Consider the following 15,259-nt stretch of genomic DNA (forward strand, 5'->3'; position numbering starts at 1 on the left):
ATCCAGGACACCCCGGACACCCTCACAAGGAAGCCCGCGTGAACCCCACACCCTCACCCTCACCCGAAGTGCCCGAGGCCGACAGCCGTTCCGCCGATCACCCGCGAGGACACCAGGGAGTGCGGGCCCCGGCGAGGGCCGCCCGTACCGCGGGATCCCCGACGGTGCCACGGCAGTCCGAGGGAGGCTTCGACAGTGAACCCGCCGCCCCGGCAGGCCCGTTCGCCGGCCCCGCGGCCGCCGACCAGCTCGACCACCCCGACCCGCTGAAGGCGGCCGACGCGGCCGCCACCGAGAATCTGCTGCGCTGCTGGGTCAGGGAGACCGGTCTGCCCCGCCCCGACGGCAGCGTGCTGCGGATCCCGCTCACCGCCAGCGGCACCGCCCTGCTCGTCCCCGTCCGGTACTGGTCGGCCACGGGCTGGCACCGCTTCGGCATGCCCTTCCTGGAGAACGCACCCCAGGACGCCCCGGCCGCCGAGGCCGTCACCGTCGCCGCGCTCCTCGGCCGGGAGGGGGGCCGTTACCAGGGAGCCGATCTGGTCGGCCGGGTCGCCAACTCCCTCGGCCACACCGCCGAGTTCATCGCCGACCGACGCCGGGCCCCAGAAGCCCCCGCCGGTACGGATCTCTTCCTCACCGCCGAGCAGTCGCTGCTCCTCGGCCACCCCCTGCACCCCACGCCCAAGAGCCGCGAGGGACTCTCCGAGGCCGAAGCCCGGCTCTACTCACCCGAGTTGCGCGGCTCCTTCCCGCTGCACTGGATGGCCGTCGACCGGTCCGTACTCGCCACCGACTCGGCCTGGACCGAACAGGGCCGCGTCATCCCCGCGGAACTGCTCACCACCCGCCTCATCGGGGACGTACCCCTGCCCGGCGACACCGTCCCACTGCCCCTCCACCCCTGGCAGGCCCGCGAGTTGAGGCACCGCCCCGCCGTCGCCGCGCTCCTGGAGGCCGGGCTCCTGCACGACCTGGGACCCCATGGCGCGCCCTGGCACCCCACCTCGTCGATCCGTACGGTCCACCGGTCCGGCATCCCCACCATGCTCAAGCTCTCGCTCGGGGTACGGATCACCAACTCGCGCCGTGAGAACCTCCGCAAGGAACTCCACCGGGGCGTCGAAGTGCACCGGCTGCTCCGCAGCGGCCTCGGCAAGGAGTGGCAGGCCGCGCACCCCGGCTTCGACATCGTCCGCGACCCCGCCTGGCTCGCCGTCGACACCCCGGAGGGGGAGCCGGTCGGCGGGCTCGATGTGATGGTGCGCCACAATCCGTTCGCTCCCGGGGACGACGCCGTCTGTATCGCGGGGCTGACCGCTCCGCGCCCGTATCCCGGCCGTACGGGCACCCACTCGCGGCTCGCGGAGATCGTCCGGGCGCTGGCGGCCCGTACCGGCCGGTCGCGCGCGGCCGTGTCCGCCGAGTGGTTTCTGCGCTATCTGGACCAGGTCGTACGCCCGGTGCTCTGGCTGGACGGTACGGCCGGGATCGCCCTGGAGGCCCACCAGCAGAACACCCTGGTGCTCCTGGACACCGACGGCTGGCCCGTCGGGGGCCGCTACCGCGACAACCAGGGCTACTACTTCCGCGAGTCCCACCGTGCCTCGCTGGAGCGCCGCCTGCCCGGGATCGGCTCGGCCAGCGACACGTTCGTCTCCGACGAGGTCACCGACGAGCGCTTCGCGTACTACCTCGGCATCAACAACGTCTTCGGTCTGATCGGCGCGTTCGGTGCGCAGGGACTCGCCGACGAGCGTGTCCTCCTGGCGGCCTTCAGGCAGTTCCTGGCCGGAGCGGCGGGACTCGGCTCGCCGCTGCCCGGACGGCTGCTGGAGCCCGCGACTCTGCGCTGCAAGGCCAATCTGCTGACCCGGCTGCACGGTCTCGACGAACTGGTGGGGCCTGTTGACACCCAGTCCGTGTATGTCACCATCACCAATCCGCTGCGCCAGTGATCTGATCTCTGTCCGCGACCGTCCGCGACCGACCCGCCACTGATCTGCGGCTGATCCGCGGCCGATCTGCTACTGATCCGTCACCGGTCCGGCGCCGAAGGAACGCGACCCGTCCGAACTGCTGAGAGGAGAGCGCCCCATGCCTCCCGCCGACGCGAGCACCGGCAGTGGAGCCGGCCCGACCCCGCACCCCGACGGGGGCACCGAGGACACCATCGATCTGCGGCTCACCGATGAGCTGACCGCACTGTTCGGAGAGGGCGGGCCGGCGGTCGTACTTCCGCGGCCCGCCCCCGCTCCGGCCGCCGGTGATCTGCTCGACACCCCGGGCGGCTGGGGCACCACCCTCACATCCGCGGGTGTCTTCCAGCTCGTACCCGTCTGTATCGAGCGCGATCTGTCGCTGGTCAGCCGCTGGATGAACGATCCGGCTGTGGCCGCCTTCTGGGAGCTGGCAGGGCCGGAATCCGTGACCGCCGCCCATCTGCGTCCCCAACTCGACGGCGACGGCCGCAGCGTTCCGTGCCTGGGTGTTCTGCGCGGGATTCCGATGAGCTACTGGGAGATCTACCGCGCGGACCTGGACCCGCTCGCGCGCCATTACCCGGCGCGTCCGCACGACACCGGGATCCATCTCCTGCTCGGGAGCGTCGCCGACCGCGGACGCGGGGTCGGGACCGTCCTGCTGCGAGCCGTCTCCGAGCTCATCCTCGACCACCGGCCCCGCTGCGGGCGCGTCATCGCCGAACCCGACCTGCGCAACACCCCCTCCGTCTCCGCATTCCTGAGCGCCGGCTTCCGCTTCTTCGCGGAGGCCGACCTGCCTGACAAACGAGCCGCTCTCATGGTGCGCGACCGCGCCCTGCGCGACCTGCTCTGAACGATCCCGCCGACCGCCGACCGCCGACCGCCGACCGTCTTTGCCCCTCCCGCTCCCGCCTCCCCGCCCGCCCTCGCTCTCAGCCGCTACCGGCGGCTGTGGATACACCGCTCGATCCACACCGGTTCCGTCCCGAGGAGTCCTCGTGCCGAAGTCCCCTGCCACCCACGACTCCCCTGCCAGTCACGACACCACCGCTCCTCTCCATGACTCCACGGCCGCCCGCGACTCCACCGCGCTCCCCGGCTCCGCCGTGCCTCTGTTCTCCCCGCCGGAGCTGAACCCCCAGGCCTGGGACCTGGCCGCCGGCCGGCTCCTCGCCAAACTGCTCGGGGAATTCGCGTACGAGGAGATCGTCGAACCGGCGCCCGTCCCCGGCGCCGCCGATCACTACGCACTCACCCTCGACGCCGGAGAAACGCTCCTCTTCCGTGCCACCCGCGGCGCCTACGGCCACTGGCGCGTCGACCCCGGCTCCGTCCGGTACCGGAACCGGCCCTTCTCCGACCCGCTGGGCTTTCTGCCGCTCGCCCGCCGGCTGCTCGGACTCGACGGCGAGACCCTCGGCCATCTCGTCCGCGAACTCACCACGACCCTCGCCGCCGACGTCCGGCTCGACCACACCGCCCTCAGCGCGGCACGCCTCGCGGATCTCGACTACGCCGACCTCGAAGGACACCAGACCGGCCACCCCTGGCTCGTCCTCAACAAGGGGCGCGTCGGCTTCTCCGCCACCGATGCGGCGCGCTGGGCGCCCGAGGCCCGCAGACCGGCCCCGCTGCCCTGGATCGCGGTCAGCACCGCCCTCGCCGCCTACCGGGGCGTCCCCGCGCTGGACACGCCCGACCTGCTCTACACCCGGGAACTCGACACCGCCGTCCGCGAGCGCTTCGACACCGTCCTCCGGGACCGGGGCCTGGACCCGGCCGCCTATCTCTATCTGCCCGTACACCCCTGGCAGTGGGACGAGGTCCTGCTCCCGCTCTACGCGCCCGCCATAGCCGGGGGAGCGATCGTCCCGCTCCCGACCGACGGTGATCTACGCCTGCCGCAGCAGTCCATCCGTACGTTCCTCAACATCGGACGGCCCGACCGGCACACCGTCAAACTGCCCCTGTCCATCCTGAACACCTTGGTCTGGCGCGGACTGCCCACCGAGCGCACCCTCGCCGCCCCCGCCGTCACCGCGTGGGTCCACGGCATCCGTGACGCCGACCCGTTCCTGCGCGACGAATGCGGGGTGATCCTGCTGGGCGAGGTCGCCTCGGTGACGGTCGAGCACCCGCTGTACGACCACCTTCCGGAAGTCCCGTACCAGTACAAGGAACTGCTCGGCGCGATCTGGCGGGAGCCTCTGCAGACCCGGCTCGCCCCCGGGGAGCGTGCCCGTACGCTCGCCTCCCTCATCCATACGGATCCGCAGGGGCGGACGTTCACCGCGGAACTCGTCTCCCGCTCCGGTCTCACACCGGAGGTCTGGCTCCAGCGGCTCTTCGCGGCGCTGCTCCCGCCGCTGCTGCACTTCCTCTACCGCTACGGAACCGTTTTCTCCCCGCACGGCGAGAACGCCATCGTCGTCTTCGACAGCCAGGACGTCCCGGTACGGCTGGCGATCAAGGACTTCGTGGACGATGTGAACGTCAGCGCGCGGCCGCTGCCCGAGCACAACACGATGCCCCGCGATGTGCAGGACATCCTGCTGACCGAGGAGCCGGGCTTTCTCACCCAGTTCATCCATTCAGGGCTCTTCGTCGGGGTCTTCCGCTATCTGGCACCCCTGTGCGAGGAGCAACTCGGCGTACCCGAGGACGAGTTCTGGTCCCTCGTACGGGCGGAGATCCTGCGCTACCACGTGCGGTTCCCGGAGCTGAAGGAGCGCTTCGCCACATTCGACCTGCTCACCCCCCGTATCGAGCGGCTCTGCCTCAACCGCAACCGCCTCCACCTCGACGGATACCGCGACCGGTCCGAGCGGCCGCATGCCGCCGTGCACGGTACGGTTCCCAATCCGCTGGCGGCCGGGGGCGGACGCGAGTGACCGCTGTTGTCGGTGGTGAGCCGTAGGGTGGGTCGGGCTATGACGAAGCCATCACTCCCCGAACTCCTCCACGCCGCCGTCAGCTCCGTCGGCGGCGTGGAACGGCCCGGCCAGGTCACCATGGCCGAGGCCGTCGCCGAGGCCATCGACACCTCGTCCCATCTGCTGGTCCAGGCGGGCACCGGCACCGGAAAGTCACTCGGTTATCTCGTGCCCGCCCTGGCGCACGGAGAGCGGGTCGTGGTGGCCACCGCGACCCTGGCGCTCCAGCGCCAGCTCGTGGAGCGCGACCTCCCGCGCACGGTCGAGGCGCTGCATCCGCTGCTGCGCAGACGGCCCGAGTTCGCCATGCTCAAGGGCCGGTCCAACTATCTCTGTCTGCACCGGCTGCGCGAGGGGGTGCCGCAGGACGAGGAGGACGGGCTCTTCGACCAGTTCGAGGCCGCCGCGCCGTCCAGCAAGCTGGGCATGGACCTGCTGCGGATGCGGGACTGGGCGGACGAGACCGAGACGGGCGACCGGGACGATCTGACACCCGGGGTCTCGGACCGCGCTTGGTCCCAGGTCTCTGTCTCGTCGCGGGAGTGCCTGGGGGCGACGAAATGCGCCTATGGCGCGGAGTGCTTCGCCGAGCTGGCGCGGGAGCGGGCCAAGCTCGCCGAGGTCGTCGTGACCAACCACGCCCTGCTCGCGATCGACGCCATAGAGGGCGCGCCGGTGCTGCCGCAGCACGAGGTGCTGATCGTCGACGAGGCCCATGAGCTGGTCTCCCGGGTCACCGGCGCCGCCACCGGTGAGCTGACCCCGGGGCAGGTGAACCGCGCCGTGCGCCGCTCGGCGAAGCTGGTGAACGAGAAGGCGGCGGACGCCCTCCAGACGGCGGCCGAGGGTTTCGAGCGGCTGATGGAGCTGGCCCTGCCCGGGCGGCTCGAAGAGGTCCCCGAGGATCTCGGCTATGCCCTGATGGCGCTGCGCGACGCGGCCCGTACGGTGATCTCGGCGCTGGGCTCGACCCGCGACAAGTCCGTGCAGGACGAGGACGTCGTACGGAAACAGGCGCTGGCGTCGGTCGAGTCCGTGCACGCCGTGGCGGAGCGGATCGCGAACGGGTCCGAGTACGACGTCGTCTGGTACGAGCGGCACGACCGCTTCGGAGCGTCGCTGCGGGTCGCTCCGCTCTCGGTTTCGGGGCTGCTGAGGGAGAAGCTCTTCGCCGACCGCTCCGTCGTCCTCACTTCGGCCACGCTCAAGCTCGGCGGCGACTTCAACGGCGTGGGCGCCTCGCTGGGGCTGGCGCCGGAGGGGACGGAGGGGGACGACATTCCGCAGTGGAAGGGCATCGATGTCGGCTCGCCCTTCGACTACCGCAAGCAGGGCATTCTCTATGTCGCCCGCCATCTCGCCACGCCGGGGCGCGAGGGGTCGCGCGGCGACATGATGGATGAGCTGGCGGAGCTGGTGGAGGCGGCCGGTGGCCGTACGCTCGGTCTGTTCTCCTCGATGCGGGCCGCTCAGGCCGCCGCCGAGGAGCTGCGCGGCAGGCTGGACGCGCCGATCCTGCTCCAGGGCGAGGAGACACTGGGCGAGCTGATCAAGGCCTTCGCCGCCGATCCGAAGACCTGTCTGTTCGGAACGCTGTCGCTGTGGCAGGGCGTCGATGTGCCGGGGCCCAGCTCCCAGCTTGTGGTGATGGACCGGATTCCCTTCCCGCGCCCGGACGATCCGCTGATGAGCGCACGGCAGAAGGCGGTGGAGGAGGGCGGCGGCAATGGGTTCATGGCGGTGGCCGCGACACATGCCGCCCTGCTGATGGCCCAGGGCGCGGGTCGGCTCGTACGGGCGAGCGGGGACCGCGGTGTCGTGGCCGTACTGGACCCGCGGCTGGCCAATGCGCGGTACGGCAGCTTCCTGCGCGCTTCACTGCCCGACTTCTGGTACACGACGGACCGCCAGACGGTACGGAGGTCGCTCGCGGCGATCGATGCCGCGGCGCAGGCCGCCGGGGCGTGATGATCCGGGGCGTGATGATCCGGGTCGTGATGATTCGAGGCGTGACGACCGGCGTGACGACCGGAGGGTGACCATCCCCGCCCCCGCCGCCCTCCGGCCAGGGCGGCGGGGGCGGGGCGGGGGCATCGGATTCCGGGGTAAACAGCAGGCCCCGGGACCGGCGCAGAGGGTCCCGGGGCCCGGTCGGAGCCGGTGGAGGCGTCACACCCGGCGCAGGACCGCGACCACCTTGCCGAGGATCGTCGCCTCGTCGCCAGGGATCGGTTGATACGCCACATTGTGCGGGAGCAGCCAGACATGGCCGTCCTCGCGGCGGAAGCGCTTGACCGTCGCCTCGCCGTCCAGCATCGCGGCGACGATGTCCCCGTTCTCCGCGACCGGCTGGCGGCGGACCGTCACCCAGTCCCCGTCACAGATCGCGGCTTCGATCATCGAGTCACCGACGACCTTGAGGACGAACAGCTCTCCGTCGCCCACCAACTGGCGGGGGAGCGGGAAGACGTCCTCGACCGACTCCTCGGCGAGGATCGGTCCGCCGGCGGCGATCCGGCCGACCAGCGGCACATATGACGCGGCGGGCTTGCCGGTCGTGTCCGTCGGCTGGGTGCTCGGCTGGTCCGAGCCGCGCACCTCATAGGCCCTGGGCCGGTGCGGGTCGCGGCGCAGGAAGCCCTTGCGCTCCAGAGCCATGAGCTGATGGGCGACCGACGAGGTGCTGGAGAGCCCCACGGCCTGGCCGATTTCCCGCATCGAAGGCGGGTACCCACGCCGCTGCACGGAATCCCGGATGACTTCGATGACCCTGCGCTGCCGGTCGGTGAGACCCGAGCTGTCCGCCCTGATTCCTGGAGGCCGGCCGGGCAGCGAACGGGCGGGCTTGGGCCCCTCCGGATTCATGATCGCGTCATTCATGGCATGCACCGGCTCGAGTCGGCTCTGGGAGCGGTCCTGGGCAGTGATGGTGGCACTGTCTGCGGTGGTGGTCACGTCGGCCCCTCTCGAAATGTTCTCCCTAGCTGGACAACGGTAGTAGCTTTCGAAAGGTTGCGCCAAACACACGTTCGAGTGAAAAATCGAAGAGTGACTGCCGTAAGTGACGGACTCGGTGTATGGGCCCGGTGTGTGGCCGTGGGTGGCCCGTCGTCACGGTACCGCCCGGGGCCGTGGCGCCGGGGCCCAGGGCGCGCTCCCGCCCGTCCGGCGGGCGGGATTCCGGCGGTCCCGGATCCCGGCCGCCGGGCCCTTCCCGTACGCTCATGGCCGGCCCGCGCGGCCCCGCCGCACCCGCCTCCGCGGGCGACACGCTCTGGGGCTTAGGATGCCGTCCGGCCCCAGATGTAGTGGTTGGATTGTCACAACCGCCCAGAAGTTGTGGTCCCGGTCGATCGGAGCCGAGGGCATCGCCTATGCTGGGGACTGCTTCGAGGGGCTCTTTCCGAGCCCTGACGGGGCTATTCAGTCGCGCCGTGAAGGAGGGTTGGGAGCCATGCACTGCCCCTTCTGCAGGCACCCCGACAGCCGTGTCGTCGACAGCCGCACCACCGACGACGGGACGTCGATCCGGCGCCGCCGCCAGTGCCCCGACTGCTCCCGCCGTTTCACGACGGTGGAGACCGCCTCACTGATGGTGATCAAGCGCAGCGGTGTGACCGAGCCCTTCAGCCGTACCAAGGTCATCTCCGGCGTGCGCAAGGCGTGCCAGGGACGGCCGGTCACCGAGGACGCCCTCGCCCAGCTCGGCCAGCGGGTCGAGGAAGCGGTGCGCGCCACCGGGAGCGCCGAGCTGACCACCCACGACGTGGGGCTGGCCATACTCGGCCCACTGCGGGAACTCGACCTTGTCGCGTACCTGCGCTTCGCATCCGTGTACCGGGCGTTCGATTCGCTCGAAGACTTCGAGGCCGCCATCGCGGAACTGCGTGAGCGGCCTCCCGCAGAGGAGTGCGGCGCCGACGGGACCCACGAGGACCGCGTGCCCGCCACCGCCGCGGACTGAGGGCCGGCCGCACCCGGCCGCTCCGCGGCAACCAGGACCTGTCACGGGCGCCTCAGGCGTTCCCGGGGCATTTGGACACAGACCCCGTGCCATGGGAAGAGCATGGCACTTCAGGGTGTTTTTGTACGTATATGGGAGGCGGCATGACAGAGACGACGAGCGGCCCGGCACGAGGTTCCCGAACCAAGGGGACCAAGGCCGGCAAGGGGCTGCGTATCGAGCGGATCCACACGACACCCGGCGTGCATCCGTACGACGAGGTGGTCTGGGAGCGCCGTGACGTCGTCATGACCAATTGGCGCGACGGCTCGGTCAATTTCGAGCAGCGTGGCGTCGAGTTCCCCGACTTCTGGTCGCTGAACGCGGTCAACATCGTCACCAGCAAGTACTTCCGCGGGGCCGTCGGCACCCCGCAGCGCGAGACCGGGCTCAAGCAGCTCATCGACCGGATCGTGAAGACGTACCGCAAGGCCGGCGAGGACTACCACTACTTCTCCTCGCCCGCCGACGCCGAGATCTTCGAGCACGAGCTGGCGTACGCCCTCCTGCACCAGATCTTCAGCTTCAACTCGCCCGTGTGGTTCAACGTCGGCACCCCGCAGCCCCAGCAGGTCTCGGCCTGCTTCATCCTCTCCGTCGACGACTCCATGGACTCGATCCTGGACTGGTACAAGGAAGAGGGGATGATCTTCAAGGGCGGCTCGGGCGCCGGTCTGAACCTCTCCCGTATCCGCTCCTCCAAGGAACTGCTCTCCTCCGGGGGCAATGCCTCGGGCCCGGTCTCCTTCATGCGCGGCGCCGACGCGTCCGCAGGAACGATCAAGTCCGGTGGCGCCACCCGCCGCGCGGCCAAGATGGTCATCCTCGATGTCGACCACCCGGACATCGAGGACTTCATCCAGACCAAGGTCAAGGAGGAGGAGAAGATCCGCGCCCTGCGCGACGCGGGCTTCGACATGGACCTGGGCGGCGACGACATCACCTCCGTCCAGTACCAGAACGCCAACAACTCGGTCCGGGTGAACGACGAGTTCATGAAGGCCGTCGAGAACGGCGGCAGGTTCGGGCTGCGGGCCCGGATGACCGGAGATGTCATCGAAGAGGTCGAGGCCAAGTCCCTCTTCCGCAAGATGGCCGAGGCGGCCTGGGCATGCGCCGACCCGGGCATCCAGTACGACGACACGATCAACCGCTGGCACACCTGCCCCGAGTCCGGCCGGATCAACGGCTCGAACCCGTGCAGTGAGTACATGCACCTGGACAACACCTCGTGCAATCTGGCCTCCCTGAACCTGATGAAGTTCCTCAAGGACGATGGCCAGGGCCACCAGTCCTTCGAGTCAGAGCGCTTCACCAAGGTCGTCGAGCTGGTCATCACCGCGATGGACATCTCCATCTGCTTCGCGGACTTCCCGACCCAGAAGATCGGCGAGAACACCCGCGCCTTCCGCCAGCTCGGCATCGGCTACGCCAACCTCGGCGCCCTGCTGATGGCCACGGGCCACGCGTACGACTCCGACGGCGGCCGCGCGCTGGCCGGCGCGATCACGTCACTGATGACCGGCACCTCGTACCGCCGCTCGGCCGAACTGGCCGCGGTCGTCGGTCCGTACGAGGGCTACGCCCGCAACGCCGAGCCGCACAAGCGCGTCATGCGGCAGCACTCCGACGCCAACGCCACGGCCGTCCGCATGGACGACCTGGACACCCCGGTCTGGGCCGCCGCCACGGAGGCATGGCAGGACGTCCTGCGCCTCGGCGAGAAGAACGGCTTCCGCAACGCCCAGGCCTCGGTCATCGCGCCCACCGGCACCATCGGTCTCGCGATGTCCTGTGACACCACCGGTCTGGAGCCCGACCTCGCTCTGGTCAAGTTCAAGAAGCTGGTCGGCGGCGGCTCGATGCAGATCGTCAACGGCACGGTGCCGCAGGCGCTGCGCCGTCTCGGCTACCAGCCCGAGCAGGCGGAGGCGATCGTCGCGCACATCGCCGAGCACGGCAATGTGATCGACGCGCCCGGACTGAAGCCCGAGCACTACGAGGTCTTCGACTGCGCGATGGGCGAGCGCTCCATCTCCGCCATGGGCCATGTCCGGATGATGGCGGCCATCCAGCCGTGGATCAGCGGCGCGCTGTCCAAGACGGTGAACCTGCCGGAGAGCGCCACCGTCGAGGACGTCGAAGAGGTCTACTTCGAGGCGTGGAAGATGGGCATCAAGGCCCTCGCCATCTACCGCGACAACTGCAAGGTCGGCCAGCCCCTCTCCGCCAAGAAGAAGGAGGAGAAGGTCACGGAGAAGGTCGCCGAGAAGACCGAGGAGACCATCCGCCAGGCGGTGGAGAAGGTCATCGAGTACCGCCCGGTCCGCAAGCGCCTTCCCAAGGGCCGTCCCGGCCTGACCACCTCCTTCACGGTGGGCGGCGCCGAAGGCTATATGACCGCCAACTCCTACCCCGACGACGGTCTCGGCGAGGTCTTCCTCAAGATGTCCAAGCAGGGCTCGACCCTCGCGGGCATGATGGACGCCTTCTCCATCGCCGTCTCGGTGGGCCTCCAGTACGGCGTGCCGCTGGAGACGTACGTCTCCAAGTTCACCAATATGCGGTTCGAGCCGGCCGGGATGACGGACGACCCGGATGTCCGGATGGCGCAGTCGATCGTCGACTACATCTTCCGTCGGCTCGCCCTGGACTTCCTGCCCTTCGAGACCCGCTCGGCTCTCGGGATCCACTCCGCGGAGGAGCGTCAGCGCCACCTGGACACCGGTTCGTACGAGCCGTCCCTGGACGACGAGACCCTGGACACCGAGAGTCTCGTCCAGTCCACTCCGCGTCCGGCGGAGACACTGAAGGCGGTCTCCGCAGCCGAAGTCGCGGGCCCGGCCGCGATCCCGGCCCCCAAGGAGGCACACACCTCCGCCGAACTGGTCGAGATGCAGCTCGGCATCAGCGCCGACGCGCCGCTGTGCTTCTCCTGCGGTACGAAGATGCAGCGGGCGGGGTCCTGCTACATCTGCGAGGGCTGCGGTTCGACCAGCGGCTGCAGTTGAGCCGTGGCCGTGGCGGTGCCGTAGCGGTGTGCCGCTGAACGCGGTGCGGTGCTGAACTCCGAGGGGCGGTGGGCCGGTTGGCCGCCGCCCCTTCGGGGTGCAGGGGGTCCAGGGCGTCAGACGGTGCCGGTGGTACTGGTGGTGCCCATCAGGGTGCCGAAGGACTGGGGGTCGGTGTCAAAACCGCGGACGGCCGTACGGAACTGCCACGCGCCCGAGGCGTCCCGGGTGAACTCCGCGAAGGTCGCCGCGGTGGCGGAGGGGACGCCGACGAAGTCGTGCTGCGCCAGCTCGGTGTATCCCTCCAGGACACGCGCCCGGGCATTGGTTATGTCCCCGAACGTCCGCCGCCCGTCGCGCTGTTGGATGGCCACCCCCACCACCACCCGGTGATACGCGGGCGACAGCCGGTCCAGCTCCAGCGTCATCTCCTCGTCGGCGCCGAAGCCCTGGCCGGTCCTGCTCTCCCGGTCCAGCGTGATCGTGCCGTCCGGCGAGCGGCTTCCGAAGTAGACCAGATAGGCCGGCTTTCCGTTCGGGTCCTTGGCCGTATAGGTCGCGGCGACGAGGTCGAGATCGTGCGGGGGCGCGCCCAGGGGGCTGGGGTCCCACTTCAGCGTGACCTCGATCTTCGCCACTCCTCGGTTGAGACTGCTGCTGCTCACCGGTCCTCCCCCTCGTCCTCATCGGAACCGGGCCGGTCTGAGGCCCACGTACTGCAAGGCTAGACCGGGGCACCGACAACAGGCGCCGCCATCAGTCCGGTTGACGCCACGTTGGCCGATACTCGCCTCGGACCCGTGTGCATACCGCCGGGCCGGTGCCACGCACTCCGCCGGAGCGTGACCCGCGCCACGCTCCGCGCCGTACGATGGCGCGGTGCTGGTCAAGTGGACACGCTGCACCGTGGTCGACCGACGAGGGTTTGAACGCGGGCAGCGCAAATGGGCGGGGTTGCTCGGTGAACCGGGGTTCCGGGGGCAGAGCGGGGGATGGAGCCGGACGAAGCCGGGCGTCGCCCATGTCTTCGCGTTCTGGGAGAGCCGCGCGTTCTACGACTCCTTCATGGCCCGCTCGCACGACCGGCTGGCCACCGCGCAGTCGGGGACGTACCGGGACGTCCAGGCGAAACTATTCGATTACCGCTTCGATGTGAAGACCGGCTTCGAGCCACGGTTCACCGACGCGGATGTGGTCCGGGTCGCGCACTGCAAGGTCCACGAGGACCGTGTCGAGCACTTCGCGCTGATGCAGGAGAAGGTGTGGAACCCGGCGATGGCCGGATCGCCCGGGATGGTGCGCGGACTGTTCGGGGAGGCGCCCGGACATGAGTTCATCGTGCTCTCGATGTGGCAGTCCGCGGCCGAGCACGGAAAGTACCGGGTCGAACGGGTCGAGCGGCTGACCCTGCGCGCGCAGACGGCCGCGGATGTGGCGGCGCTGGCCGGGGATGTCGTCGACCTCGAAGCGAGCTGGACGGTGTGACACCGCGCGCACGTCGGCGGTGCGCGCGCCCCGGTGGTGCGCCCCGGGCGGGACTCGCTTTCCTGGCCGCTCTAGGGTCATGGCATGGCACGACCGCGGCGCATTGTCCTTGTCCGGCACGGGGAGTCGGAAGGCAACGCAGATGACTCGGTGTACGAACGCCGGCCCGACCACGCCCTGAGGCTCACCGAGAGGGGCAGACGGCAGGCCGAGGAGACCGGCGCGCGGCTGCGCGAGCTGTTCGGCCACGAGCAGGTCAGCGTCTATGTCTCCCCGTACCGCCGTACGCACGAGACGTTCCAGGCCTTCGGCCTTGATCCGGAACTGGTGCGGATACGGGAGGAGCCGCGGCTGCGCGAGCAGGACTGGGGCAACTGGCAGGACCACGACGACGTACAGCTCCAGAAGGCCTACCGCGACGCGTACGGGCACTTCTTCTACCGCTTCGCACAGGGGGAGTCCGGCGCGGATGTGTACGACCGGGTCGGCTCGTTCCTGGAGTCCCTCCACCGGAGCTTCGAGGCGCCCGACTCTCCGGAGAATGTGCTCCTGGTCACCCATGGGTTGACGATGCGGCTGTTCTGTATGCGCTGGTTCCACTGGTCGGTCGCCGAGTTCGAGTCCCTGTCGAACCCCTGCAACGCGGAAACCCGGACACTGCTGCTCGGCACGGACGGCAGATACACCCTGGACCGCCCGTTCGACCGCTGGCGCACCCCGGAACCGTACGGCCGCACCGGATAGCACGACCGTGCGACTAAAGTGTCAGCGCGATGACTGCTGACTTCACACTCGCGGGTGACTTCGCACCCGACGGGCGTTTCGAACGCGCTCTGGCCAGCCTGCGCGGACTCTCCGTGGGCGACGCCCTCGGCTCCCAGTTCTTCGTACCGTCCAACTATCCCCTGCTGAAGCGGCGGGAGCTGCCGCCCGGACTCTGGCAGTGGACCGACGACACCGAAATGGGTGCGTCGGTCCTCGCCGTGCTGGCCGCGCTCGGCCGTATCGACCAGGACGCGCTCGCGCGCTCCTTCGCCGAGCGCCATGACTTCGACCGCGGTTACGGCCCCGCCGTCAACCGGATGCTCCGGCTGGTCCGGGAGGGCGGCGACTGGCGGGAGCTGGCCGCCGGGCTCTTCGACGGGCAGGGCTCATGGGGCAACGGAGCCGCCATGCGCATCGCGCCCCTCGGCGCGTGGTACGCCGACGACCCGGAACAGGCCACGCACCAGGCCGAGATCTCCGCGTACACGACGCATCAGCACCCCGAGGCCGTGGCCGGCGCCATGGCGGTGGCGGCTGCCGCGGCCCTCGCCGCCGACCCGGCGGGACCGCCCTCGCGGGAGGCCCTGCTCGACGGTGTGGTGGCGCTCGTACCGCGCAGCGCGGTAGGGATGGGCCTGCGCAAGGCGCGGGACATGCTCGACTACGACGACGCGGGCACCGTCGCCGCCGTCCTCGGCTGTGGACGGCGCACCAGCGCGCAGGACACCGTGCCGTTCGCCCTCTGGTCGGCGGCGCGCGCCCTCGGCGATTTCGAACGGGGCTTCTGGGCAACGGCGCAGGTGGGCGGAGATGTCGATACGAACTGCGCCATCGTCGGCGGAGTGATCGCCGCGAGCGGCGCGGGGGCGCCGCCGGAGCGTTGGCGGGAGTGTACGGAAGAGCTTCCCGGGTGGCTGTCCTCGGGCGTAACCGGGTGACCACCGGGGGCATGCGTTTGTCACGGTCCTGCCACAGGCGACCCTGAGGAGTACGGGACCGCCTCGGGTCCATGGTTACTCTGTCCGCCACGCCGCCTTGATGATCTTCGACGGGCGCATGCCGACGAGACACCGGGTC

At 70.0% G+C, this 15,259-nt stretch carries 11 protein-coding genes; 9 read left to right on the forward strand and 2 right to left on the reverse strand.

Going from position 1 to position 15,259, the window contains the following annotated elements:
- The first annotated feature begins 38 nt into the window (after positions 1-38).
- The 4 genes from ACFU9P_RS29280 to ACFU9P_RS29295 all read left to right on the forward strand — a co-directional run bounded on the left by ACFU9P_RS29280 (position 39) and on the right by ACFU9P_RS29295 (position 6,886).
- Complete coding sequence (locus ACFU9P_RS29280) at positions 39-1,958, forward strand: IucA/IucC family protein (protein WP_384086510.1); 1,920 nt, start codon at positions 39-41, stop codon at positions 1,956-1,958.
- A gap of 139 nt (positions 1,959-2,097) precedes the next feature.
- The gene (locus ACFU9P_RS29285) at positions 2,098-2,838 is read left to right on the forward strand and encodes a GNAT family N-acetyltransferase (protein ID WP_384086513.1); all 741 of its coding nucleotides are present in this window, start codon (positions 2,098-2,100) and stop codon (positions 2,836-2,838) included.
- Between the two features lie 145 nt (positions 2,839-2,983).
- On the forward strand, positions 2,984-4,876 hold the full coding sequence (locus ACFU9P_RS29290) for an IucA/IucC family protein (protein ID WP_384086515.1): 1,893 nt from the start codon (positions 2,984-2,986) through the stop codon (positions 4,874-4,876).
- Positions 4,877-4,915: 39 nt separating this feature from the next.
- Positions 4,916-6,886, forward strand: a complete 1,971-nt coding sequence (locus ACFU9P_RS29295) for an ATP-dependent DNA helicase (RefSeq protein ID WP_384086520.1) — start codon at positions 4,916-4,918, stop codon at positions 6,884-6,886.
- A gap of 201 nt (positions 6,887-7,087) precedes the next feature.
- Here ACFU9P_RS29295 and lexA read toward each other — a convergent pair whose 3' ends face one another.
- Positions 7,088-7,873 carry a transcriptional repressor LexA gene (gene lexA, locus ACFU9P_RS29300; RefSeq protein ID WP_376379768.1) on the reverse strand — a complete coding sequence of 262 codons (786 nt, stop codon included), beginning with the start codon at positions 7,871-7,873 and terminating at the stop codon, positions 7,088-7,090.
- A gap of 499 nt (positions 7,874-8,372) precedes the next feature.
- Here lexA and nrdR point away from each other — a divergent pair, with 499 nt between their 5' ends.
- The gene (nrdR, locus tag ACFU9P_RS29305) at positions 8,373-8,882 is read left to right on the forward strand and encodes a transcriptional regulator NrdR (RefSeq protein ID WP_384086522.1); all 510 of its coding nucleotides are present in this window, start codon (positions 8,373-8,375) and stop codon (positions 8,880-8,882) included.
- Between the two features lie 143 nt (positions 8,883-9,025).
- Positions 9,026-11,932: a vitamin B12-dependent ribonucleotide reductase gene (locus ACFU9P_RS29310; RefSeq protein WP_384086525.1), complete on the forward strand. Its 2,907-nt coding sequence runs from the start codon at positions 9,026-9,028 to the stop codon at positions 11,930-11,932.
- A gap of 116 nt (positions 11,933-12,048) precedes the next feature.
- On the opposite strand, the gene ACFU9P_RS29315 is transcribed toward ACFU9P_RS29310, so the two are convergent.
- Positions 12,049-12,597, reverse strand: a complete 549-nt coding sequence (locus ACFU9P_RS29315) for a TerD family protein (protein ID WP_384086528.1) — start codon at positions 12,595-12,597, stop codon at positions 12,049-12,051.
- Between the two features lie 214 nt (positions 12,598-12,811).
- Between ACFU9P_RS29315 and ACFU9P_RS29320 the strand changes: the two genes are divergently transcribed.
- From ACFU9P_RS29320 to ACFU9P_RS29330, 3 genes are all read left to right on the forward strand, one after another.
- Complete coding sequence (locus ACFU9P_RS29320; protein WP_376379758.1) at positions 12,812-13,417, forward strand: YdbC family protein; 606 nt, start codon at positions 12,812-12,814, stop codon at positions 13,415-13,417.
- 84 nt (positions 13,418-13,501) lie between these two features.
- A complete protein-coding gene (locus tag ACFU9P_RS29325) occupies positions 13,502-14,161 on the forward strand; it encodes a histidine phosphatase family protein (protein WP_384086532.1) in 660 nt (219 codons plus the stop codon).
- A gap of 29 nt (positions 14,162-14,190) precedes the next feature.
- Positions 14,191-15,120, forward strand: coding sequence for an ADP-ribosylglycohydrolase family protein (locus tag ACFU9P_RS29330; protein ID WP_384086535.1), 930 nt, complete (start codon positions 14,191-14,193; stop codon positions 15,118-15,120).
- The last annotated feature ends 139 nt before the right edge of the window (positions 15,121-15,259 follow it).

This window comes from Streptomyces sp. NPDC057617 (genome assembly GCF_042800555.1).
Classification (GTDB): domain Bacteria; phylum Actinomycetota; class Actinomycetes; order Streptomycetales; family Streptomycetaceae; genus Streptomyces.

Bases quoted from the DNA above. Each gene is read 5' to 3' on its own strand.
- ACFU9P_RS29285 (WP_384086513.1), top strand. From the start codon at position 2,098: ATGCCTCCCGCCGACGCGAGCACCGGCAGTGGAGCCGGCCCGACCCCG.
- ACFU9P_RS29295 (WP_384086520.1), top strand. From the start codon at position 4,916: ATGACGAAGCCATCACTCCCCGAACTCCTCCACGCCGCCGTCAGCTCC.
- nrdR (WP_384086522.1), top strand. From the start codon at position 8,373: ATGCACTGCCCCTTCTGCAGGCACCCCGACAGCCGTGTCGTCGACAGC.
- ACFU9P_RS29310 (WP_384086525.1), top strand. From the start codon at position 9,026: ATGACAGAGACGACGAGCGGCCCGGCACGAGGTTCCCGAACCAAGGGG.
- ACFU9P_RS29325 (WP_384086532.1), top strand. From the start codon at position 13,502: ATGGCACGACCGCGGCGCATTGTCCTTGTCCGGCACGGGGAGTCGGAA.
- ACFU9P_RS29330 (WP_384086535.1), top strand. From the start codon at position 14,191: ATGACTGCTGACTTCACACTCGCGGGTGACTTCGCACCCGACGGGCGT.